This is a genomic window from Zunongwangia profunda SM-A87, from assembly GCF_000023465.1.
Classification (GTDB): Bacteria; Bacteroidota; Bacteroidia; order Flavobacteriales; family Flavobacteriaceae; genus Zunongwangia; species Zunongwangia profunda.
Map to the genome: position 1 here is coordinate 3,581,595 of NC_014041.1, position 21,735 is coordinate 3,603,329.

At 34.5% G+C, this 21,735-nt stretch carries 24 protein-coding genes and 3 pseudogenes; 15 read left to right on the forward strand and 12 right to left on the reverse strand.

The features are described 5' to 3' along the window. The first annotated feature begins 1,030 nt into the window (after positions 1 to 1,030). The 7 genes from ZPR_RS15645 (at position 1,031) to ZPR_RS15675 (ending at position 6,415) form a co-directional block, all read left to right on the forward strand. Entirely contained in the window at positions 1,031 to 1,444 is a 414-nt protein-coding gene (locus ZPR_RS15645; protein ID WP_013072715.1) for a hypothetical protein, read from the forward strand. A gap of 172 nt (positions 1,445 to 1,616) precedes the next feature. Continuing rightward, a complete protein-coding gene (locus tag ZPR_RS15650) occupies positions 1,617 to 2,348 on the forward strand; it encodes a helix-turn-helix transcriptional regulator (protein ID WP_013072716.1) in 732 nt (243 codons plus the stop codon). A 40-nt stretch (positions 2,349 to 2,388) separates the two neighbouring features. Beyond that, on the forward strand, positions 2,389 to 2,799 hold the full coding sequence (locus ZPR_RS15655) for a VOC family protein (protein ID WP_013072717.1): 411 nt from the start codon (positions 2,389 to 2,391) through the stop codon (positions 2,797 to 2,799). 473 nt (positions 2,800 to 3,272) lie between these two features. Beyond that, on the forward strand, positions 3,273 to 4,172 hold the full coding sequence (locus ZPR_RS15660; protein ID WP_013072718.1) for an ATP-grasp domain-containing protein: 900 nt from the start codon (positions 3,273 to 3,275) through the stop codon (positions 4,170 to 4,172). 150 nt (positions 4,173 to 4,322) lie between these two features. Then, complete coding sequence (locus ZPR_RS15665) at positions 4,323 to 5,090, forward strand: hypothetical protein (RefSeq protein WP_013072719.1); 768 nt, start codon at positions 4,323 to 4,325, stop codon at positions 5,088 to 5,090. A 312-nt stretch (positions 5,091 to 5,402) separates the two neighbouring features. Further along, positions 5,403 to 5,876: an SRPBCC family protein gene (locus ZPR_RS15670; protein WP_041578998.1), complete on the forward strand. Its 474-nt coding sequence runs from the start codon at positions 5,403 to 5,405 to the stop codon at positions 5,874 to 5,876. Next, positions 5,855 to 6,415 carry a TPM domain-containing protein gene (locus ZPR_RS15675; protein ID WP_233421311.1) on the forward strand — a complete coding sequence of 187 codons (561 nt, stop codon included), beginning with the start codon at positions 5,855 to 5,857 and terminating at the stop codon, positions 6,413 to 6,415. Before ZPR_RS15670 ends, ZPR_RS15675 begins: the two co-directional genes overlap by 22 nt. Positions 6,416 to 6,459: 44 nt before the next feature. Here the strand turns inward: ZPR_RS15675 and ZPR_RS15680 are convergent. Then, positions 6,460 to 7,419: pseudogene (locus ZPR_RS15680) on the reverse strand (IS110 family RNA-guided transposase). 373 nt (positions 7,420 to 7,792) lie between these two features. On the opposite strand from ZPR_RS15680, the gene ZPR_RS23880 reads away from it, so the two are divergent. From ZPR_RS23880 to ZPR_RS15700, 5 genes are all read left to right on the forward strand, one after another. Then, a complete protein-coding gene (locus tag ZPR_RS23880) occupies positions 7,793 to 7,918 on the forward strand; it encodes a hypothetical protein (protein ID WP_013072724.1) in 126 nt (41 codons plus the stop codon). Positions 7,919 to 8,316: 398 nt separating this feature from the next. Continuing rightward, on the forward strand, positions 8,317 to 9,525 hold the full coding sequence (gene ltrA, locus ZPR_RS15685) for a group II intron reverse transcriptase/maturase (protein WP_013072725.1): 1,209 nt from the start codon (positions 8,317 to 8,319) through the stop codon (positions 9,523 to 9,525). Between the two features lie 211 nt (positions 9,526 to 9,736). Further along, positions 9,737 to 10,102: a YciI family protein gene (locus tag ZPR_RS15690; RefSeq protein WP_013072726.1), complete on the forward strand. Its 366-nt coding sequence runs from the start codon at positions 9,737 to 9,739 to the stop codon at positions 10,100 to 10,102. Next, positions 10,083 to 11,285, forward strand: coding sequence for a DUF6596 domain-containing protein (locus ZPR_RS15695; protein ID WP_013072727.1), 1,203 nt, complete (start codon positions 10,083 to 10,085; stop codon positions 11,283 to 11,285). The genes ZPR_RS15690 and ZPR_RS15695 overlap by 20 nt, the downstream gene beginning before the upstream one ends. 4 nt (positions 11,286 to 11,289) lie before the next feature. Beyond that, a complete protein-coding gene (locus tag ZPR_RS15700; RefSeq protein ID WP_148211746.1) occupies positions 11,290 to 11,742 on the forward strand; it encodes a DUF6265 family protein in 453 nt (150 codons plus the stop codon). Positions 11,743 to 12,106: 364 nt separating this feature from the next. Here ZPR_RS15700 and ZPR_RS15705 read toward each other — a convergent pair whose 3' ends face one another. Then, positions 12,107 to 12,484, reverse strand: a complete 378-nt coding sequence (locus ZPR_RS15705) for a winged helix-turn-helix transcriptional regulator (RefSeq protein ID WP_013072729.1) — start codon at positions 12,482 to 12,484, stop codon at positions 12,107 to 12,109. An 83-nt stretch (positions 12,485 to 12,567) separates the two neighbouring features. Between ZPR_RS15705 and ZPR_RS15710 the strand changes: the two genes are divergently transcribed. Continuing rightward, the gene (locus ZPR_RS15710; protein ID WP_148211747.1) at positions 12,568 to 13,173 is read left to right on the forward strand and encodes an alpha/beta hydrolase; all 606 of its coding nucleotides are present in this window, start codon (positions 12,568 to 12,570) and stop codon (positions 13,171 to 13,173) included. Positions 13,174 to 13,177: 4 nt separating this feature from the next. Here ZPR_RS15710 and ZPR_RS15715 read toward each other — a convergent pair. Continuing rightward, a protein-coding gene (locus ZPR_RS15715) for an IS3 family transposase (RefSeq protein ID WP_086026153.1) occupies positions 13,178 to 14,382 on the reverse strand; the annotation gives its coding sequence in 2 pieces (ribosomal slippage) (positions 13,178 to 14,103 and positions 14,103 to 14,382; 1,206 coding nt in all). An 839-nt stretch (positions 14,383 to 15,221) separates the two neighbouring features. Between ZPR_RS15715 and ZPR_RS23015 the strand changes: the two are divergent. Beyond that, a pseudogene (locus ZPR_RS23015) lies at positions 15,222 to 15,807 on the forward strand (transposase); the annotation flags it as partial. Between the two features lie 131 nt (positions 15,808 to 15,938). Here ZPR_RS23015 and ZPR_RS15735 read toward each other — a convergent pair. From ZPR_RS15735 to ZPR_RS15770, 8 genes are all read right to left on the reverse strand, one after another. Further along, entirely contained in the window at positions 15,939 to 16,187 is a 249-nt protein-coding gene (locus tag ZPR_RS15735; RefSeq protein ID WP_148211748.1) for a hypothetical protein, read from the reverse strand. Between the two features lie 15 nt (positions 16,188 to 16,202). Further along, positions 16,203 to 16,541, reverse strand: a complete 339-nt coding sequence (locus tag ZPR_RS15740; RefSeq protein WP_013072735.1) for a hypothetical protein — start codon at positions 16,539 to 16,541, stop codon at positions 16,203 to 16,205. Positions 16,542 to 16,594: 53 nt separating this feature from the next. Continuing rightward, positions 16,595 to 17,170, reverse strand: a complete 576-nt coding sequence (locus ZPR_RS15745) for a TetR/AcrR family transcriptional regulator (protein ID WP_013072736.1) — start codon at positions 17,168 to 17,170, stop codon at positions 16,595 to 16,597. 29 nt (positions 17,171 to 17,199) lie between these two features. Next, positions 17,200 to 17,517, reverse strand: coding sequence for a MazG-like protein (locus ZPR_RS15750; RefSeq protein WP_013072737.1), 318 nt, complete (start codon positions 17,515 to 17,517; stop codon positions 17,200 to 17,202). Between the two features lie 73 nt (positions 17,518 to 17,590). Next, on the reverse strand, positions 17,591 to 17,926 hold the full coding sequence (locus tag ZPR_RS15755) for a nuclear transport factor 2 family protein (protein ID WP_013072738.1): 336 nt from the start codon (positions 17,924 to 17,926) through the stop codon (positions 17,591 to 17,593). Between the two features lie 13 nt (positions 17,927 to 17,939). Continuing rightward, positions 17,940 to 18,485, reverse strand: a complete 546-nt coding sequence (locus ZPR_RS15760) for a DNA-3-methyladenine glycosylase I (RefSeq protein WP_041579000.1) — start codon at positions 18,483 to 18,485, stop codon at positions 17,940 to 17,942. A 29-nt stretch (positions 18,486 to 18,514) separates the two neighbouring features. Further along, positions 18,515 to 19,417, reverse strand: coding sequence for a helix-turn-helix domain-containing protein (locus ZPR_RS15765; protein ID WP_041580055.1), 903 nt, complete (start codon positions 19,415 to 19,417; stop codon positions 18,515 to 18,517). A 67-nt stretch (positions 19,418 to 19,484) separates the two neighbouring features. After that, entirely contained in the window at positions 19,485 to 20,285 is an 801-nt protein-coding gene (locus ZPR_RS15770; RefSeq protein WP_013072741.1) for an SDR family oxidoreductase, read from the reverse strand. A 435-nt stretch (positions 20,286 to 20,720) separates the two neighbouring features. On the opposite strand from ZPR_RS15770, the pseudogene ZPR_RS23740 reads away from it, so the two are divergent. Next, positions 20,721 to 20,996 (forward strand): annotated as a pseudogene (locus ZPR_RS23740) (transposase); the annotation flags it as partial. 365 nt (positions 20,997 to 21,361) lie between these two features. On the opposite strand, the gene ZPR_RS15775 reads toward ZPR_RS23740, so the two are convergent. Next, positions 21,362 to 21,694: a hypothetical protein gene (locus ZPR_RS15775; protein ID WP_148211749.1), complete on the reverse strand. Its 333-nt coding sequence runs from the start codon at positions 21,692 to 21,694 to the stop codon at positions 21,362 to 21,364. Positions 21,695 to 21,735: the final 41 nt, after the last annotated feature.

Consider the following 21,735-nt stretch of genomic DNA (forward strand, 5'->3'; position numbering starts at 1 on the left):
CTCAAAATGAATTTCTAAATTACAATTTAAGCACTCCATTACTGTGCCCAACAGCGGTTAATCTCAAATTACGGGTATTATCGTAAAAAGTGTAATTTTAGAAACCAAGAACCACAAACGTTAAGCCGACAAGTCCGCATCCCTAATCCCGCAACTTGTGATAACCGCAAACCGTTACCCAAAATAGCTCATAATCGAATAGACCCTAAAAATAGAATTAAATCAAATCTAAAAAATAATTTACCGAAATTAAGGACGGAAATAGAATCAATTTAATGTTTATTAAAGCTATTAAAATTAAATTCGCAATTTTGAATTATTATAAAAATGGGTTCTAAAAATACTTTTTTTATTTTATTGACTTCAAAATTAAATAAATATGACATTATCCCAATAGTCTTTTATTTAACTCTTACTGGAATTATTATCAAATTAGTCAATAGTCAGTATCCTGAGGCTAAAGATTTTGTATTTTATTATACTTTTCTCACTCCCATCTTAGTATGTGTATTTAATTATAAATCTCTTCAAAAACTATATTCATATGGCATATGGTTTATTATTTCAATAGCTCAAGTTTTTTTACATTTATATTTATTAGAATTTGAGAGCTTAAACTATAAGAGAGGTAATGCAGCAAACGGATTACAATTAATTTGGATTTTCCTAATTATTCATCAGATTATGAGAGTTATTCATGTAATTATAGTAAAGAGAGAATACAAACCAATATATCTATATAATGCCGGGCCAAAAATTCTAAAAGGAGATCCTGATTATATTCTAAATGCTCCATTATCTATAATTTTCATTTTTTTGTGGATATACTTTTATAATAAATAAAAAATCCTTGGTTAAAAAAATTCAGAAAATAATTTCACTACTTTGGGTAACAATGCGTATGGTCAATTGTGGCTAAATACTTAATCGATATTCGATGTTTTTAGGTATATTTATTTAAATGGACATAACCTGGCTAATCAACCCGCAACTGTCCATATTTGAGACCGTTGGCAATAATTTGAAAAAAATGGAAAAACATTTTGAACTATCCGATTCTGAATTTGAACAGCAGTTTATTATTTGCGAATTAAATCCAGAGATTTTCACTCACGAAGCACATTTGAGATTGACGTGGATAAACATTAAAAAATATGGAATTGAGAAAGCCGAAACTAACATACCACGTCAATTGCGAGAATATATCAAATCGGTTGGGGCAGAAAACAAATATAACACAACTTTGACTTTTGCTGCAATCAAAGTAGTTTATCATTTTATGCTCAAATCTGATTCTATTAGCTTTCAGGAATTTATGATTGAATTTCCAAGACTTAAAAATAATTTTACAGAATTAATGTCTTGTCACTATGGATTTGACATTTATAATTCAGAAAAGGCAAAAATGAAATTCATGGAACCTGATTTACTACCTTTTGATTGAAAGAAAACTATTGCCAAAAAAGTGTAAAAAATAGCGTGGCTGATAGGAAAACCAAAAGGTTCCCCCTTCCGATGAGCTTTGGCTTCTGCCGACAATGGCGTCCTTTTAAACGCCCCATTTTTACACAGCCCGTTGGCGGTAATGCGAAAAAAAATAAAACGTCACACCTACAATGAAAGACAATGACATTAAGAGAATCTCAAGACTGACTGCAATTTTAACCCAACTACAAACACAAAAACTTATTACTTCAACAAGTCTTGCTGAAAAATTTGGGGTAAGTGTTCGAACAATTTATCGCGACATTAGAGCATTAGAAAAAGCAGGAGTGCCTATATTGACCGAAGAAGGGAAAGGATATTCCCTGATGGAGGGTTATAAAATTCCACCAATCATGTTTTCCGAAAACGAGGCAAATGCTTTAATTACAGTTGAACAATTAGTACTTAAAAACAGGGACAGTTCACTTATTAAAGAATATATAAAAGCCATCAATAAAATTAAAGCAGTTCTGCGATATTCCACCAGAGAAAAAACAGAATTGATATCAAAACGAGTTGCTGTTAGTCCTGCAATATCAGGTATAAATACAAGTAATTCGCTCATGTTAATCCAAAATGCGCTGACCAACTTTCAAGCGCTTATTATTACCTATCAAAGTGAAGATGCAAACAAAACAACCGAAAGGCTAATAGAGCCTTTTGCATTGTATTACAGTTTACAAGAGAATTGGACACTCATTGCGTATTGCAGATTAAGAAAGGATTACAGAATGTTTCGGTTGGACAGAATGCTGAAAATTGATCAAACACAATTAAAATTTGCTCCTCATAAGCTCACCTTACAGGAGTATTTGGCAGAAAAAGAAAAAAAGTTCAAGACCCCTGACATACCTGTGTCATAACCTGAAATTACTTTTGCTGCGTAATTAAAAATCTAAAAAAATGAATTTAGTATCCATTCGCATCATTACTGCCGATTTAAACGGTTTGGTAAAATTCTATGAGCAAGTAACAGGTATGCCGGTAGTGCAATACACACCTGATTTTGCCGAGCTGCAAACAAAAACAGCAACTTTAGCTATAGGAAGCACGAGAACATTACAATTTTTTGGTGGAGCAGATGTTGCACAGGCTTCGCAAAACCGCAGTGCTATTATCGAGTTTTTAGTAGATGATGTCGAAAAAGATTATGAACGCTTAGCTGATTTCTTAAAACCTTACATCGTTCAAAAACCAACAACAATGCCTTGGGGAAACAAATCGCTTTTATTCCGTGATCCTGACGGTAATTTAGTTAATTTATTTACACCAGTAACTCCTGAAACAATAAAAAAATTTGAAATTAAAAATTAAGCACTAACCTCAAGCCCAGTGGATGTACTCCGCCATCAAATGACGGAGTGCTCCCCTCCCCCCTTACATACTGGTCTCGTATACGTTACGGCGGTAAGACAATAAAACTTATCGGTTGTAGTACTTGACAAAAAAAATTGATTACGATTTTGAATGAATAAAAAACTGCTTACAATAAATAAGCGCTAATTGGTAGGTATACCCTAACATCAACTCTTTGATGACTGCCGCTAGTCTTTTCTGGAAATTGGTCTATTTTAGCTTATATTTTAACAGTAGCCGTTAGGCTGGGTTGATTTAGGATAAATAACAGTTCTAATGGGACTACAATCCATAAAAATGACTAAAATTTAGACGTATGTAGCTGTAAATACTTTTTAAAAAATAAAAAATGGTTTTAGATTAGTAGCTTCAATAATAGATAAAAAACTTGTCATATCATACCTCCGTTGCACAGCATTTTTAACGAACCCATGAAAATTATTTTTTGCGATAGTGTATGCGATAGTGTAATTGACAATAAAGTAGTCGAACCTGCCTATCAATCTGAATTTGATTCCGCAAAAGAAAGCGGACTTGAAACACAGGTTTTTAGTTTCGAAAAACTGACTGATGGAAATGTGAATGCTACGCTAAAATTCATCGAAAACGATGAATCTAAAGAATATGGAATTTATCATGGCTGGATGACGAAGCCAAAGTTTTACGAGCAATTGTACAATGAACTTTTAAAGAAAAACATTCAGTTAATCCATGATTCGACTGAATATGAATATGGTCATTATTTACCAAACTCTTATAACAAAATTGCGGGAGAAAAACCAAAATCAAATTGGACTAAAGATTTATCAAATGCAAACATCATTGAACTCACCAATGAATTTGGAGATCAACCAATAATCGTAAAAGAGTTTGTAAAATCTGAAAAACACAACTGGAATGATGCTTGTTTTATCCTTAATGCTGCTGACAAAATTAAAGTGAAAAAAATAGTCCACAGATTTTTGGAGCTACGAAGTGATTATCTAAATGAGGAAATTGTTTTTAGAGAATTTGAAGATTTGGAATTTCTGACGGATCACTCAAAAAGTACAATGCCGTTAACAAAAGAATTTAGAATTGTATACTTGAATAAGCATGTAGTTCAAATTTTTAATTATTGGGAAGAAGGAAGTTATGACGCTGAAAAACCAGACATTGATTTCTTTAAAAAGACTGCAAAAAGAATCGATAGCGACTTCTTCACCATGGATGTTGCAAAAAAGAAAAATGGAGGTTGGATAATAATGGAATTAGGAGATGGACAAGTTGCCGGACTTCCTGAGGATGGAAATAGTAATGAATATTACCAACAAATAAAAAACAAAGTTTAAAAATGGCTATAAGTCAGTGCTTATTCTCATTTTACGAAGATCTTTTCGGGGTTTTCAGTTTGTTGTCTATTAGCAGTAGAGTGAAGTGCTAACACTAGCAAGAATTAAGCAATTTAAAACATAATCTATTTATAATTCAAACAAATAATAATGAAAAAACCTATCTATTCAATTTCTCTTTTATCTGCTTTAATTTTGACATTTGGCTGTAGCAATGATTCAGTCTCAGAAGAGTTTGATGATGCTAACGGAGATACTGAAAAAAAATTAATAAGCTCTGTAGCCATAATTTCAGCTCAAGATCCTCAAGACGATAAAACCATTTCATTATCGTATACTTCAGATGGTTCCCTAAATACCATAAATAACGGTATCGAAACTGGTATATTCACTTATAATAATGATGATGAATTAACTAATATTAAAGGAGGAAGTGATAATCTTAATATTTTTGAATTATATGAATCTCCATATAACGCATTTGAGACAGGTAAAGTTCTAGTTTATGACGATAACGGAAACCCTACAAAGATTGAGTTTTATGAAGAAGAATATTATATTGATTCGGATAGCTATGTTACCAAAATTTATACAGCAGATGTCTCTTATGATGATACTCACAATCCTTATTTTTATACTTTAGAGGCTGCTGGTATCATCGAGGTTTTAGATGGTGTACGATTAAACTTTGGCATCCAGCCACAGGTTCCAGAAATTTTAAAGGCAAGGATGTTTTTCCCTGTGAATAACCCCTCTCAGATTATCTATAAAAATGAAGAAGGTGATGTTGTTTATACAATCAATGCCAACTATGTATATGATAATGATAACTATCCAACATCGGCTAAAATAACAAAAGTCTCCATAGAACATTCTGAACAACATACTTATTCTACCATATTTGAATATGTAAACTAACAAAATTACCACAACCGGCGTTCGTGTGGCTATTACAGCTAAATACGAACGCCGTATTGACTGCCGCTAAACTTCTCTGGAAAAATAGCTGTTTTAGCTTAAACTATATTGGACGTTAAGCCTCTGTTTATGAATAGTCACTCGATTATCAAATGTAATGGGCTAACCCGTTCAAAAAACCACTGAAATTTATGTGCACACAGCCACAAATACTTTTAAAACAATAAAAAATCTACTAGATTAGTGTTTTAACTAAAATGGATATAACACAGCTTGTTGTGCTATCCATACGTTGTACACAATACTCCAAAAATGCCGAGAATCAAACTTAAAACTGAAATAAAAGCCGACAGAAATATCGTGTTTGATTTGTCTCGAAGTATCGATTTGCACAAAATATCGACCCGACAAACTAATGAAGAAGCAATCGCTGGAAAAATGAGCGGATTAATTGGAATAAATGAAAGTGTAACTTGGAGAGCTAAACACTTTGGAATCTATCAAAAATTGACTTCCAAAATAACGGAATATGATAGACCGAATTACTTTGCGGACGAAATGGTTAAAGGAGCGTTTGCGGAATTTAAGCACGAACATCACTTTGCGGAATCGAATCGCGGAACATTAATGACTGATTTTTTTGATTACAAATCGCCTTTTGGTATTTTAGGAAAGTTAGCGGACAAGCTGTTTCTTAAAAAATATATGACTGAATTACTAACTGAAAGAAACCGAATTGTAAAAGATTTTGCAGAATCTAACAAATGGAAAGAAGTGATAAAATGAAAATCGGAATTAAAATATTAATCCTATTTCTGATTTTGAATTTGCTTTCTTGCAAAGGAACTGCTCAAGAAACGGATACTAAAAATATCGCTACTGAATTTGACTTCTCAACTATTGAAAAGTTCAGAGAAACGAAGCTTAAAGGTCAAATAATAAATGACTATGGTCGTATTTTCAGTCCTTCAGAGCGGAAAGAACTATCGGATATTATTTATGATTATAACATTGAAACAACTCGACAAATAGTTGTTGTTACAGTTGACAGTATTTCCCCTTATTCCGATATTCAAAAATTTGCGACTGACTTAAGCAATTATTTGGGAGTTGGAGACGCTGAAAAAAACAATGGACTGACAATTGTTATGTGCAATCCTTGTAGAAAAATAGGAATTGCAACTGGAACTGGAACCGAACTGATTTTGACAAACGATATCTGTAAAAAAGTAATTGACCAAACCATAATTCCCGAATTAAAGAATGGTAATTTCTATGTCGGAATTAAAAACGGAGTAATTGATTTAATAGAAAAATGGGAATAAAAGTACTGTGTACAACAAAGCTCTGAGTTAAAAATCAAATCATTTTAGCTCAATTTTGAAATAAAACCTTCATCATAGGGCATTCCGCTTTTTGCAATTGCGAAGGCCTGTTTCAAAAGCTTGTTGGTCACTGCAATCAATGCTAGTTTTTTGCTTTTTCCTTTTCCCACAATCCGCTCATAGATTTCCCTGCAGGCCTTATTTACAGGCTGAAAATGCACATAGGAACAAGAGGTTACGAAGTTTCTGGTTCCCTACCTTACTGATTCTGCTCCGTCCCTTTACACTAGTTCCTGATTGACGTATAGTTGGTGTAATTCCGACATAGCTACATAATTGCCCTGCTTTAGCAAATTTATTAAAGCCATCGGTGATTATGATTAAAAACAAAGCCGTCTTTGTTCCTAGCCCAGGTATCCCTTTTAACAGCGTAAGCTGACCTTGTAGGTCTTGTTTTACTAATAAGAGTAATCGCTCTTCCAAAGCGTTAATCTCCTTGTTCAAGTGTTTTAAATCTCTGGTAAGAGATTGATAAACTACTCTTGAGGGAATGCCTAAAATTTTCTCCCCGTGAAGATTATTTTTTGTAGCGGTACGTTTTTTAGGTAGTTGTCAAGGAGTCGAAAAAGCTGTAAGCACTCTGCCTGTGATTCTGTCAGTGCGTTATAAAGCGGCACTTCATTTACTTTTCCGTACGCACAGATGGCTTTGGCATCGCTCTTGTCCGTTTTAACCTTTGCCAATTTCATTTGGATAAAACGCTTTACTGACAAAGGATTCACTACCGATACGGTAATGCCGTTTTTGAAAAGAAACTGAGCAAGCCTATAGTGATAATAGCCTGTAGCCTCCATTACTACTAGTGATCCAACAGCTATGCTTTTTAAGAATGAAACAAAGCCTTTACTCGTGTTTGAAAACTGGTGGTGTATATCACCTGAATCTACTACATCAAAGACATCTTTACTGATGTCTACCCCATAAATTTTGGTATATTTATTCATATAAAAAAAATGACGAAAGGACAGTCTACTTTGGTTTTACCAACTTAAAAACGAGATCCTGGTCTCAGAGAACTAAACGAAATTAAAGTAGAAAAGAGCGGGGATTATCAATGTTGACGGAATCAAAAGTTCCAACGGTAACCTTAACCTTACTCCGCTCTTTTGTGCTTTCAGGTTAACTATCAAAATTTAGAGAATTTAAACTTCAGTCGGTTCATCTCAAATTACGGGTATTATGGAAAAAGTGTAATTTTAGAAACAAGGAATGAAAATGGTTAAGCCGACAAGTCCGTGTCCCTACTCCCGCAACTTGCGATAGTGTGCCGAGCAAACAATGACCGGCAATAAATAGTCATTGTGAACTATAATTAAGATGGTAGAATCGACCTACCGGTGTCGTCTTATAGGAGAAGGCATCAAACCAACCAAAGATGCTTTGGTAAAGAGCCAAGGTATTGAGCGTTTAGGAAACGGCCAGTCAAGAATTGGTCAGGTATGATTAAGAGAGATGAACAAAAGTGAACCCCTTCTGAGGTGTCGAGAAGTTGCTACATCCTGTCAAAAGCCACGAAGTATCGCACGGGGTTAAAGAGTATAGCAGTTACCTATTTATTGGCTATACGGCAGGCGTCATTCAGGGGGCATGACTCTTATTCAGGCTTAGTTATGGAACTCGGGAACCTGACTATAGATGCTAAGGGAAATACACAATAGGCTCAACCTAGAGGTAGAATACCAATGCTGTTTTCAGGGACGGACTAACCCGTAGTAGCAATGAAGTTCCTGTAATGGGAATAGAGCAAAGGGGTTAGGTTATACAGTTACGTTACATTTAACAACTCAGTTTTGAGGATGACTTTATGCAATGAAACAAAATCAATACCTATAAGCAAAGCTATGATATGGCAAGCTTATAAAAGAGTGCGCGCCAACAAAGGAAGTGCAGGGATCGATACAGTAAGCATTGAGCAATTCGATGAGAGTTTATCAAAGAACCTGTACAAACTTTGGAATCGTATGGCATCGGGAAGTTATTTCCCCCCTGCGGTCAAAGAAGTGGAAATCCCGAAAAAGGATGGTAAAGTCCGTAAATTAGGGATTCCTACGATAAGTGACCGTATCGGGCAAATGGTGGTAAAAATGTACCTGGAGCCCCGTTTAGAAAATGTATTCAATCCAAACTCCTACGGATATAGACCAAACAAAAGTGCCCATCAGGCACTTGAACAGGTCAGGAAAAACTGTTGGAAAATGGATTGGGTTATTGATCTGGACATTAAAGGTTTTTTTGATAACATTGACCATCATAAAATGATGCTTGCTATAGAAAAACACGTTCCTGAAAGATGGGTTAGGTTATATATAGCACGTTGGCTCGCAAGTCCAGTAATGACAAAGTCGGGAAATTTAGTCTCTAACCAGGGAAGAGGAACTCCCCAGGGAGGGGTTATAAGCCCATTACTGGCCAACCTTTTCCTTCACTATGGTTTAGATAAATGGCTGGAACAGAACGACAATACGGTGAAATTCACACGGTATGCCGATGATGTGATTGTGAACTGTAAAAGTCAAAAGCACGCAGAGCAAACACTTGAAGCTATCAAAAGCAGGATGCATCAAATTGGTCTGGAGTTACATCCAGAGAAAACCAAAATTGTATACTGTAGAGATTACCGAAGGCAAGAAAAGTATTCCAATGTGAAGTTTGATTTTCTAGGTTATTCTTATCAACCTAGAACTACAAAATCGAAGAAATCAAACGGACTCTATCTTGGCTTTGATTGCGGCATAAGTATAAGTTCGAGGAAACGAATTGCAGATAAACTTGAAGAATTGAAAGTAGAGCGAATGACTTCTGATCGTATAGTAGGAATTGCTGCCATTCTCAATCCAATGATTAGGGGATGGGTGAACTACTATGGTAAATTTAGAAGGTCAATGCTACACAAAGTCTTCAAGTTATTGAATAATCGAATCGTGAAATGGGCAAGAAAAAGGTATAAACGTTACAAAACCAGTATAAAACGTGCCTATCAATGGTTTGAAAGGATTAAGGAACAATATCCAAAACTATTTTATCATTGGCAGGTGGGATTTGTATGGTAATTTGTAATTTAGATTGTATAACAAGAGCCGTATGATGGGAGACTATCACGTACGGTTCTGTGAGAGGCTTGGGGTGAAATTCCCCTTGTCTACTCGACACCGTAACCGTTGTGTGTAAGCTTGGAAAAAAGCTACGACCGAAAAAATTTCACGATAATGTCCAAAAGCGAAAGCCTTAATTGTCTTTAGAATAAATCAATACTTTTAAAAAATGAAACAGTTTTTATTATTACTACACGAAGACATTGAAAAAATGGAAAATTTATCACCAAAGGAAATGGAAGAATTAGCGAATGCTCATATGACTTGGGCTGAAAAATTAGCTGAATCAGGACATTTAATTTCGGGAGATGGACTACAACAGAAAGGTGTTTTGATTTCGGGCAAAAATTCAGTTGTCAAAGACGGACCTTATTTGGAATCGAAAGAAATAATTGGAGGTTATTATCTTTTACAAGCCCAAAACTTGGAAACAATCGTAGAACTTACCAAAGAATGTCCTTGTCATTTTTGGGGTGGAACAACCGAAATTAGACAAATTATGGATATGGCAGATTATGAGCAATCCAACTGCTGAAACTAATTACCGAGCGATATACGGTAAGCTTTTTTCGACTCTGACTCGCCAATTTGGGATACGATATTTTTCAGAAATCGAAGATGCTATCCAAAACAGTTTTTTAAAATCGGTAAAGAATTGGAAGCCCAATAATACACCGAAAAAGAAAGAGGATTGGCTCTACATAACGGCAAAGAACGATTTGTTGAACCAGTTAAAACGTAACAATAAAACAACTGATTTAGAAGTTTATCAAACAACAAGTTATTCCGAGCCGAAAACAAATGATTTGCGTTTAGAAACAATATTTCTTGTCGCTTCATCAAAAAATATTTCTCAACAAGCTAAAATAGTTTTTGTATTAAAAAACATCTTTGGACTAAACGTTCGGGAGATTTCTGAAAACACGTTACTTGGCAACGAAGCCATTTACAAAATGGTCAAAAGGGCTAAAAATTCGCTCCAAAACGAATACAAATACCGACAGATTTCGGACATCATTAAAACCATCGGAAAAGAAGAAATTTCTACAGTCGAAGAGATTTTATATGCTGTTTTCAATTCGGGTTTCGATTCGTTCAACGAAAAACAAAAATCAATCGTAAACGAAGGTTTATGTTTGGAATCGTTCGCCCTTGCCAAAATCTTGCTTAACGAATACAACCGTCAATCAACGAGCAATTTATTGTCGCTTTTTTGTTTTCACATTGCCAGAATAGAAGCTAAAATAATTAACGGAAACTTGATTTCCTTTTTCAATCAAGACCGAGAAAAATGGAACAGTGAAATGATAAATATCGGATTTCATTATTTGAAAAAGCCCGACAAAGTCGGCAAATTCTATATTGAAACTTTGATTGTGAGCAAGTATATGACAACACTTTCGTTCACCATCGACTTTTGGAACGACATCATTAAACTTTACAAAATCCTGTTGCAAATTTCGCCTTCGCCAATCATCGAAATCAATTATTGTTTCTGTCTATACAAAGCTGAAAGAAAGGAAAAAGCCGTAAAATTATTGGAAAAGTTGGAACGTGAACTGACATCCGAACACGTTTACCTATCGCTCGTAAAGGCATCTTTTTTAAGTAAAGAAAACCCGAAAGAATCAGAAAAGATAACTGCAAATATTATCTCAAAAATGAATCAGGACATACGTAAAAAGTATGTTTTGGAAACCAAATTTATAAACTTATAATTCGATGAAAACACTTATAAAATCAGTACTATTAATAATAACAATAGTTACAATTGTGTCGTGCAATTCCACAACAAAGAAAACAGACAACAATTCGGAAAAACAGGTCGAAAACTTTGATTGGTTACTCGGAAATTGGGAAAGGCTACACGAAGAGCCAGGAAAGGAAACCTTTGAAAATTGGAAGAAAATAAATCAAAACGAATACTCAGGAATCGGATTTACAGTGCAAGGTTCCGACACAATTAAGCAAGAAAAAATCCGTATCGCAAAACAAAGCGGAAAATGGATTTTGACCGTAAAAGTTCCCGAAGAAACAGAATCAATTACATTTCCGATTACCGAATTGAAATACAATGAATTTACTTGTACAAACGATTCGCTTGACTTTCCTAAACAAATCAGATATTGGAAAAATGGGGAGAAAATAAATGCTTTAGTTTCGGGAGATTCTTAAAAAATAGACTTCGAATTTGAACGACTGAAATAAAACCAGCTGCCAAAGATGGTAACTGTTGCACAAGCCTATATTTCTAAAGAAAGAAAGTTATCCTGATTTTTTGTAACAGGTAAGTATTTAATTTTAAGTTGTTTAAAATTATTTAAAACTACTTTTATTTCGAAGTTTGATTCAAAAGAACTTGTGTAACAGGCACACCGTGTATAATTCATTGCTAGTAATTACCTACTTACGAAAATGCTCGTGGATTTTCTACCAGTCGTTCGGTTTTTATTCGCTGAATTAGGTGCTTAAACACACCACTAATCATACACAATCACGTTAGCCGCAAGTTAAAAGAAACGTACGTATAAAATCAAAATTAAGAAGTATAGCAAGCTGAAATTTCTTTTCCTCCTTCATACAGTTTTCCCCAATCGCAAAGACTTTCTAAAATAGGAACTAAATCCAAGCCTTTATTAGTCAAAACATATTTAATTCCAACAGGAACAGTATCCGGAATTTCCTGTTTCACCAAAATAGCGTGAGTTTCCAACTCTTTTAATTGTCTTGCCAAAACGGTTTCCGAAATATTAGGCAATTCCTTCTGTAATAAATGAAACCGATTATTGCCCTGAGAAATGGAATAAACAATTTGAGATTTCCAACGACCGCTTATCATTGCAATTGCTGAATTTAACTCGCAAACCTGAAATAAAAATTGTTCGTTTTCGAAATTTGTTGATTGTTTTTTTCTCATAATCAATGATTTAAATACTAACAATTTTGTTAGCTATTGTTTTAAAAACAGTCTTTTGAGACCTTTGATAAAAATACAAAAAAGTGAAAAATTTCGTTTCAATTACAGTATTTATGGTATTGACACAATCCCTATTTGCTCAAAAAGTTTTTAGGATAAAATCGGACAACCTTGAAACAAAAGTCCCAATTCTTGTACAAAAACCCGAGAATTATAAATCTACAAAAAGTTATCCATTGGTTTTTATGCTTCACGGATATAGTGAAAATTATGAGCAATGGAATAAAACTACCGATTTGAAAAAATTAGCAACTGATTACCAAATGATTTTAGTTTGTCCTGAAGGCTTTGTCAATTACTATTTGAACAGCCCGAATTTGGAAAACTTTTATTATGAAGATTTCTTCTTTCAAGAACTTATTCCAAAAATCGAGAAAAAATATAGTATTGAAAAGAAGAATATTTTTATAACTGGTTTAAGTATGGGGGGGTACGGAGCATTAAGTTTATTCATAAAACATTCTAAGTTTTTCAATACTGCTGCTTCAACAAGCGGAGCTCTCGAATTTGACTATGAAAACTTCAAAGAAATCAGCTTGAAATTCTTTGAAAGTGAGCGAATGACAAAAGATTTAGAAATGACATTGGGAAACCCTGGACTTGCAACAAAAAACTGGACAAATAGTTGAATGACTACGCTGCTAGTTTAAGGTTATACATGTCTAATTCAAATTCTCTTATAGTTCTATTTCCTAAAAAGGAATGTCTTCTTCTATTATTATACCAAGTTTCTATCCATCCAAAGATGGATAACTCCGCTTCAGATCTCAACTTATAATTGTGCCTATAAACCCATTCTACCTTTAATGATTTAAAGAACGATTCAGCAATGGCATTATCCCAGCAATTACCTTTTCTGCTCATAGATTGGTTTACTAAGCCATTGTAACTTTTAATTAATGAGGTAAACTTATGGCTGGCATATTGTATACCTCGGTCGGAATGAAAAATTAAAGACTGGGTTAAAGTAGTTTTCTTTATAGCCATATGCCAAGCCTTAATAATAGTGTCTTCTGTACTTAGATTATCGCTTAGAGCCCATCCAACAACTTTGCGGTTAAACAAATCAATAATGACAGTAAGGTATAACCAGCCCTGTTTGGTTTTGATATAGGTTATATCGCTTACCCAAACTTGATCCTGTCGGCTTACTTCAAAGTTTTGGTTTAATAAATTAGGAGCTATGGGGTAATTATGTTGACTATATGTGGTTGCTTTAAACTTACGTTTTCGTTTTGCAAACAAATAATTAGCACTCATAATACGTGCAACTCTAGGCTTTGATATTTTATAGCCTAATGTCTCTAGTTCTGTTTTTATTCTAGGTGAACCATAGCTTTGAAAGCTATCTTTAAATATAGATTTAATAAGCCCAGTTACCTTTTGATTTTCTAACCATAATTTACTTGGTCCCGATTGTAACCAATGGTAATAGCCACTTTTGCTTACTTTCAATATTTTACACATCGTCTCGACAGGAAATCTCATAAGGTGTTGTTTTATAAACCTGTATTTTTCTTGTCGCTCGCGGAGAAGATGCTGATGGCCTTTTTTAAGATGTCTCGTTCTAACTCGGCTTCTTTTAATGCCTTTTTTAATCGGGCTATCTCTTTTTCTTCATCGGTCATTTTAGGATTACCACGGCCAGGGAAACTGTTGTTACCGTAATCTTTTAACTCTCTACGCCAACGGTAAAGTACAGATGGAAATATATCCAAGTCTTCACATACTTGTTTTACATTGCCTTTAGCATAACTTAACTCGACTGCTTTTTGTTTAAATTCTAAGGTGTAATGTTTAGATTTTCTTCTCATAATTGCTAAGGTAATAACTAGCAAAAATATTCTCTCAACTTAGTGTCCGGTCTAATGTAGTAATTCCACCCAAAAGAAAATGATTGGAAAAAATTTAGTATTTCGTCTTTAATTGAAAGCAATCGTGACTTTACTAAAGGATTTTTCATTGACTGCGGTTTAGATGACCCATTGCTTTCAAATACATTAAAAATCAAAGATTTGGCATTATCTAAAAAATTACCCATAAGATTTTCAGTTCAACCCGGAGAACACAACACAGAATATTGGAGAAAATCCATTGAGTATCATTTTATCTATTTTAAGCAGCATCTAAAATCGATTTAAAAGACCTTCGAAACAATGAAAGTTTATATTATTTGAAAATCTCGAATTCACTTCAACAGATCAATATTTTATAAATGATTCGATTAAAATAGAACAAACAAATCAACAACAACCAGAAAACTTGGTTTTCTTCCGTTGTATATGTGAAGTGCAAAAATCACTATTGCCAACAGCGATTCATCACAAATTCCGGGTATTGTGAAAAAAGCGTAAATTTAGTGAGGAAAGAAAATGGTAATCCGACAAGTCCGTATCCCTACTCACGCAACTTGCGATAACCGCAAACCGTTTTGCGCAGGCTAAAAAAACCTCTTAGATATATTCAAATTTTAGATGAATCCAATAATCAATATTTTTAAAAAACACATTAATTTTTCAAATTTTTGGATAAAAAATGGTTTTATACTTGTAGCCTTATCCATAGTAGTAAATCATCTTGTAGCGCCTGAACATTTCCCACTAAATAAAGCCTACAGATTCCCTTAAAAGGGAACTGTTTAAAAGTATACTATTTTGCTTAATTTTAAACAGTAATTATGAAGAAGAGTAACTATTCACCACAACAAATCGCCAAGATTTTAAAGGAATTTGATAACGGCAAAACGGCCGCTGAGATCAGCCGGGAGTACAAAATCAGCACAGCTACTTTTTACAAGTGGCGGGAACGCTATGGCGGTATGAACGGTAAAGAACTCAAGCGTTTAAAAGACCTTGAAGAAGAAAATCGAAGGCTCAAGCAGATGTATGCCAATTTATCGCTGGATCATCAAATGGCCAAAGAGATTATTGAAAACCTGCCTGCCGGCAGGCAGGAAAGCTTTAAAGCCCTGCCGTAAACGAGCTATCACAAAAGAACTTATTCATTACGGTATGAGTAGGGCATGCCGTGTGTTGAATATGAGTAAGAGTGTTTATTACTACAGTCCTTTGCCGAAGAACGACACTGCGATCGAAACAGCTTTACAACAAAAGGCTGAAGAACATTCGGAAGAGGGCTTTTGGATGGCTTATGAACGATTACGCCATGAAGGTAAGCCTTGGAACCATAAACGGGTGTACCGGGTCTATAAAAAACTTGGTTTAAGTTTAAGAAGAAAGGTAAAAAAGCGATTACCAACCAGACAGAGTCAAAGAACCTTTGGAAGTTCCATTAGCTCCAGTTATTAAAGCAAGTTTACCATCCAGTTCTTTATTTTCTTTGTTCATAAAAATGCTATTTATTGAAACGTTTGTTTCATAATAAATTATAAAATTTATATAACAGTTACAGGATCGCGTAAAATTGTTTGGAGATGCTCCTGACTTTGTCCCTTTTCAAAATTCACCAAGTGTATCTCCTGATTCATCCCCGATTTTCTAAGTCCGTTAGCGGTGGCGAATTGCTGTAAAACAGGGAGTGTTTCCAGTTCTCCGGCAAAGGGCCCCATATGTAATAACTGCACACATTTACCGGAAGTATGGCTAAATCGTTCGACTTGATTGGCAAATGGAATTTGATCCAAATCTTTCACAATCTTTTAAATTTGTTCTTTTGTAATGGTTTCTGGTATTCGGATAGCGATACGATAATTTAACAAATCTAAATCTACTGAGGTATAAAAATTCCCAATGTCCACGAAACCAGTTTCAGCTTCATTATACCAATAAAAAATTTCTACAATATGATCTTCTAATGCCTCTTCAGTCCTATCGTATACTTCCTGAAGCTTTTCAGAAAATTGTATCATCATTTTCTTTTTTTTGTAGAAAATAGATGTTCCAGGGCTTCCTTCTCCCAATACACTTATGTATGTAGTTTTGGGAATAACCACCACTTCCGGTTCTTGTTTTGCTTTGTAATAATTTTGGAGGTTCATTATACTATTTTATTTTAAAATATTTGTTTCAGAATAAATTATAAAAATTAGGATCAGCTCAGTTGCTTTAATAAAAAGTCTGCCATTTTCTTGATTCGTCGTGGATCTTTATGAATAATAAAAGACTCGTGCCAACCTGAAAAGTGGTTTATGATATAATCGGTTATCATTGCGGCATCTTCACTGACTGTTATTTCCTTTCTGTCAATGGCTTTACTTATAAGATTATACAGTAAATTATACGTAAATTTATGATCCATTTTAATAACCTTCTGTACCTGTTCATCGTGGGCAGCAATTTCAAAAGTGGTTTTGATCGCCAAGCAGCTATTGGGCTCATTAGTAATGGTATATACAGAAGACTGTATGAACTTTTCAATGGCTTTCATTGGAGAGCTAATGCGGGCTAGTTGCTTAGTAGCCGCTTCCATTCGGGATTCCGTATAATGTTTAATACAACGTATAAACAACTCGTGCTTATCCCCAATACTGTTATACAAACTGCTGCTGTTAATCCCCATAGCCTCCGTTAAATCACGCATTTTGGTGCCATTGTACCCTTTCTTCCAAAAGACATCCATTGCTCTGGAAATTGCCAATGCTTCATCAAACTCAACATTTCTAGCCATATACAATTACAATTTTATTCAACAAGCTTTTAAAAAAGTTGTTCAGTTTTGTTCAAAAATTTATCCGTAGCTTCTTCTATATCTATTTCTGTGCGGTCTGCCAAAATAGTCAGCCACCATACACATTCCCCTAATTTATGTTCTAGTTCTTTTTTTGAATTTGTTTTAGGCCAACGCTCTTGTTGGGACATTATATTTCTCCCTACCAAACCGGCATCGGTTAAAAAGGCAAGAGCGTCTTCTTCCACCGTCCATTCGGTTTGATGATGCTGCTTTTCCAGTTGATGATAAGACTTCCTGATCTGTTTAGAACGTTCTTTTAATTGTATAAAATCTAACTTTGCCATTTTTTGTATTTAAATAAGAGACAAAGATACATATTTGAAACATTTGTTTTAAATATGTATCTAAAAATAAATTTTAGGAGACTAAATCTGCCTTAGCTTCTGCAATCCTACCTTCTCTGAACGTAAAATCAAATATGCCCCCAATTTCTCCTTCTGGAAAATCACCTGTAAATTCGACTTCCAAATGCGCTGTATTGCCTTTGATAATTAGGTCTTTTAAACGGATTTGTGTATTATACCCTATAAAATAGCTTTCAAAGTAATTTCTAATTCCTTCGTGTCCCTTAAATTTTCTACCTACTGATGTATCATCAAGAAAGGCATCCTGGTGATACATCTCTAAATACCGATTAGTGTCATACTCATTACTGGCTTCTAACCAATCATCTATAAATTCTTTTATGTCCATTTTTTTATTCCTTTTATTGATTCCACATTGGGTTTTCTTTTAATATCTTTTGATATATATCACAATTTTTTGAATGCGCTCCTGGCAGATATCCGATACTCATCAAAAACTCGTTGACAATTTCACCTCCGGTAAATTTGAACGTTTTTTTAAAAAGTTTCATCCATTCCTGTAATGTTTTGGGATGATGATATTCCAACCAGTTTTCAAAAGAGCCAAACTCTTCTTGTATTGCTAGAATAGCCTGTGCATTCACAATAGCAGCATTTACTTTTAGCTTATTGCGGATAATCCCCGCATCGGCGAGTAAGCGTTCGCGGTCTTTTTCAGTATAGGCGGCCACTTTTTTAATAGAAAAATTACTGTAGGCATTACGTAAATTGTCTTCTTTTTTTAAAATGGTTTCCCAACTCAGCCCGGCTTGATTGATTTCCATTAATAGCCTACCGAAGAGTTCATCATCATTATGTATCGGAAAGCCATAATGGTGGTCGTGATAATTCTTGTGGAGGCTTTTTCTAGGCTCCTGCATTGTTTCTATAACTGTGCAATAACTCATTAATAATGTTTTGAATATGAATAGTTACGCTAATTCAATGAATTTTTAAATTGTAGTGGGGTCTGTGCTGTTTTCTGTTTAAACAGCTTATTGAAAGACTGCGGTCTTTCAAAGCCCAATTGGTAGGCGATTTCAGCAACAGAAAGGTCAGTGGCGGTTAACAGATACTTTGCCTTTTCCAATAATTTCTGTTGAATATGAAATTGTGTACTTTTTCCCGTATGTGCACGAAGCATATCGCTAAGGTAGCGTGATGAAACCTTAAGGTGTTCAGCCAGATCATTTACCGAAGGAATTCCGCTTTTCAAAGTTTCTTCCGTATTGAAATAGTGATCTAGGTAGGTTTCCATCTGAGCCACTAAATCACTATTCACATTTTTACGGGTAATGAACTGGCGGTTGTAAAAACGGTTACTATAATTCAACAACTGTTCAATCTGGGACACCATAATATCCTGACTAAAATGATCGATTGCCACTTTTAATTCATCATCAATGGTTTTAAAAATCCCCACCGTCGCTTTCCTTTCTGTATCGGATAGATAAAGCGCCTCTGAAACTCCATATGAAAAAAAGCCATATTCTTTTATCTTATTTGCCAAGGCATAACCCTGTATAAAATCAGAATGAAAAAGTAAGGTGATTCCAGAATAATCAGCTTCTTCTTCCAGAGCTTTTACCAATTGCCCCGGAGCATGAAAGGAAAGGTTTCCTTCATCAAAATCATAATGGCCTTGCCCATATTTGATTTTTCCGTGGAAATTTTTCTTAAAGGATACTTTGTAAAAATTAAGCACCATTCCTTTGGAAAGCTCACTGACATCTGCCTGTATACTTCCATAATCGACCAAACTTATGAGCGGATGTAACGGTTTTGGAAGTCCCATTGCCTTATGTAAAGCGGAAATAGAATTGAATACAAAGGGTTTCATAGGCTTTAATTTAGGTACGTCTGCTACAAATTTATGCATTACATTTATGTTGGCTTATTAATCAAATTTAATTGAACATCAATTTTATCCGCTGGTACTGTTGTTCAGCCCCTTGCTCAGTGCGCTCCTTATATAACTCAATGGCATCTTCTCCGGCAACATAGCGCAGCTGGTCTTTCCCATCGATAGCTGCTTGGTAAATGACCTTCGCAATAGCTATGGCTTCAGTATAATTTTCCAGTTGCTCCGGGCTATACCCTTCACTGACTTTGGCTACTAAATGTTCATAAGCCGGATGTTGCCCCACATCCATCGAGCGCGTAGCAAAATCTGTTTTAATACCTCCAGGTGCTACCATCTTTACACTAATACCAAACCCGGCCAGTTCATAAGCTAGACTTTCTGAAAAACCATCAACAGCAAATTTTGTAGCTGAATAAACAGAGCAGGTTGGAAATCCTAACAGACCAAAACTTGAAGTGATATTGATAAAACCGCCAGATTTTTGGTTTCTAAAATAAGGAAGAAAAGCTTTGGTTACAGCTATAACACCTAACAAGTTAGTATTGATCTGTTTTGTAATTTGTCCTTCAGTTAAGCTTTCCAAAGGCCCAATAAGTCCATACCCAGCATTATTCAAGACCAGGTCAATTTTATAATTTTCTGTAAGTTCATTGACTAAAGAATCTATGTTTTCTGTTTCAGTGATATCCAGTTGATGGATAGAAACATTTTCTAATACTGACAGTTCCTGTTCTTTTTCAGGATTACGCATTGTGGCAATGACTTGCCATCCGTTCTTTTGAAATAATTTGGCGGTTTCCTTTCCTAATCCGGAAGAGGCTCCGGTAATAAAAATAGTTTTCATTGTGATATAGTTTAAATTTCTATCCCACAAAGATGAGCCGAAGTAGGTACTAAAATGTTTCCGAAATGGTATGTATTGTTTCCTTATTGACGTATGAAAAATGATTAGGTTAATAAGATTCGAATCCAATTAACTTAACTCACTAAAAAAATCGAACCGGTTGTAAATATTACATTATTCATAGTTTTAACAAGAAAAGAATGAAAAATTTTCAATAAAAAAGAACAATAAGATAAAAAGGGATGCTAAAATAGCGGGAAAAAGAGAATGTTGTATATAAAGAAATAGAATTGATAAAAACATTACCGGCTATAGGGTAATGGGCTTGGCAATGTGCAGAATGTAACTTTAGAAACCTTTTTAAGAAGTGGTACCATGATAGAAAACTTAAGGACCTGGTATCTTGCTATGGCATTCACGAGTTTTTTAAAAATTATCAATGAACAGAGCATTGTTATTAGTGACAAAAGCACGAAATATGTTGATATTGCTGATTAGGTAGAAGACCATCTTACAGAAAAATCGGATGAAACCACAACTAGGGAAAATTTAAAATGGCTCTATATAGCTATCAGTAATTCTAAACGTACATTCTTAGGTATTTATCACAAAATAGAAGGCAAGTATTTACAGAATTATCTCAATTAGTTGGTATATAAATTCAACAGAAGGTATTTTTGTAATAGAATTTTCGATAGACTTTTAGTAGCCGTAACACATCAGTACTGGTGCAAAAGAGTTTTATATCTTATGGTACGCCCCATTACATTTTCGGTTATCATAGAACAGATATTTACTGTATATTCACAAAGAAAAGGTATACCTCATATTCCTGCAATTTAATCAATCATCCGATAGATTATAGTAGTGAGAAAAATCCAATCTTCTATCAATAATAATTCCTTTTCATAGAGCTAAAGCCAATTCTTGCAATCCTTCTAAGGGTAACACAAATAGAAAAAGCTTAACCTTTCTTTTTGTAAGTAGAAAGTAAAGAACCTTCCTTCAGCCTTTACAGGCTTTAGAAAGAAGAGTTTACTTGCATGGTTATTGAGTGTTTAAGAATTAAATAAAATTCACGCCCAAATAGTATAGACAAAGCCCATCGTTGCGCCAAATATAAGATGAGCCAGCCATAAATGAATATAATAATGTTTTTTATTTAAGCTCGGAGGTTTACCCACCATTGTAAACATGCATTTCCAGCCTGCAATACCAACAAGACCGATTAAAAGCCCATACAACAAAGCATACCAAAAAGATTCTTCCATAAGTCCGTAAATAATTAAACCTTTAAAAATCAATACAAAAATCCCACCTATAAGATAATGGATTAACCACCCCCACCAACTTTTCTTATGCGGTTTAATCGGAAATACAATAGAAAAACATAATAAAAAATTTAGCAATTGGGGTTCCTTAAATTTACTGGAGTGCCGAGCTTCATAGA

Coding starts and splice junctions, on each gene's coding strand:
- ZPR_RS15645 (WP_013072715.1), top strand. CDS start 1,031: ATGGAAAAACATTTTGAACTATCCGATTCTGAATTTGAACAGCAGTTT.
- ZPR_RS15650 (WP_013072716.1), top strand. CDS start 1,617: ATGAAAGACAATGACATTAAGAGAATCTCAAGACTGACTGCAATTTTA.
- ZPR_RS15655 (WP_013072717.1), top strand. CDS start 2,389: ATGAATTTAGTATCCATTCGCATCATTACTGCCGATTTAAACGGTTTG.
- ZPR_RS15660 (WP_013072718.1), top strand. CDS start 3,273: ATGAAAATTATTTTTTGCGATAGTGTATGCGATAGTGTAATTGACAAT.
- ZPR_RS15665 (WP_013072719.1), top strand. CDS start 4,323: ATGAAAAAACCTATCTATTCAATTTCTCTTTTATCTGCTTTAATTTTG.
- ZPR_RS15670 (WP_041578998.1), top strand. CDS start 5,403: ATGCCGAGAATCAAACTTAAAACTGAAATAAAAGCCGACAGAAATATC.
- ZPR_RS15675 (WP_233421311.1), top strand. CDS start 5,855: ATGGAAAGAAGTGATAAAATGAAAATCGGAATTAAAATATTAATCCTA.
- ZPR_RS23880 (WP_013072724.1), top strand. CDS start 7,793: ATGGTAGAATCGACCTACCGGTGTCGTCTTATAGGAGAAGGCATCAAA.
- ltrA (WP_013072725.1), top strand. CDS start 8,317: ATGATATGGCAAGCTTATAAAAGAGTGCGCGCCAACAAAGGAAGTGCA.
- ZPR_RS15690 (WP_013072726.1), top strand. CDS start 9,737: ATGAAACAGTTTTTATTATTACTACACGAAGACATTGAAAAAATGGAA.
- ZPR_RS15695 (WP_013072727.1), top strand. CDS start 10,083: ATGAGCAATCCAACTGCTGAAACTAATTACCGAGCGATATACGGTAAG.
- ZPR_RS15700 (WP_148211746.1), top strand. CDS start 11,290: ATGAAAACACTTATAAAATCAGTACTATTAATAATAACAATAGTTACA.
- ZPR_RS15705 (WP_013072729.1), bottom strand. CDS start 12,484: ATGAGAAAAAAACAATCAACAAATTTCGAAAACGAACAATTTTTATTT.
- ZPR_RS15740 (WP_013072735.1), bottom strand. CDS start 16,541: ATGAACCTCCAAAATTATTACAAAGCAAAACAAGAACCGGAAGTGGTG.
- ZPR_RS15745 (WP_013072736.1), bottom strand. CDS start 17,170: ATGGCTAGAAATGTTGAGTTTGATGAAGCATTGGCAATTTCCAGAGCA.
- ZPR_RS15750 (WP_013072737.1), bottom strand. CDS start 17,517: ATGGCAAAGTTAGATTTTATACAATTAAAAGAACGTTCTAAACAGATC.
- ZPR_RS15755 (WP_013072738.1), bottom strand. CDS start 17,926: ATGGACATAAAAGAATTTATAGATGATTGGTTAGAAGCCAGTAATGAG.
- ZPR_RS15760 (WP_041579000.1), bottom strand. CDS start 18,485: ATGAGTTATTGCACAGTTATAGAAACAATGCAGGAGCCTAGAAAAAGC.
- ZPR_RS15765 (WP_041580055.1), bottom strand. CDS start 19,417: ATGAAACCCTTTGTATTCAATTCTATTTCCGCTTTACATAAGGCAATG.
- ZPR_RS15770 (WP_013072741.1), bottom strand. CDS start 20,285: ATGAAAACTATTTTTATTACCGGAGCCTCTTCCGGATTAGGAAAGGAA.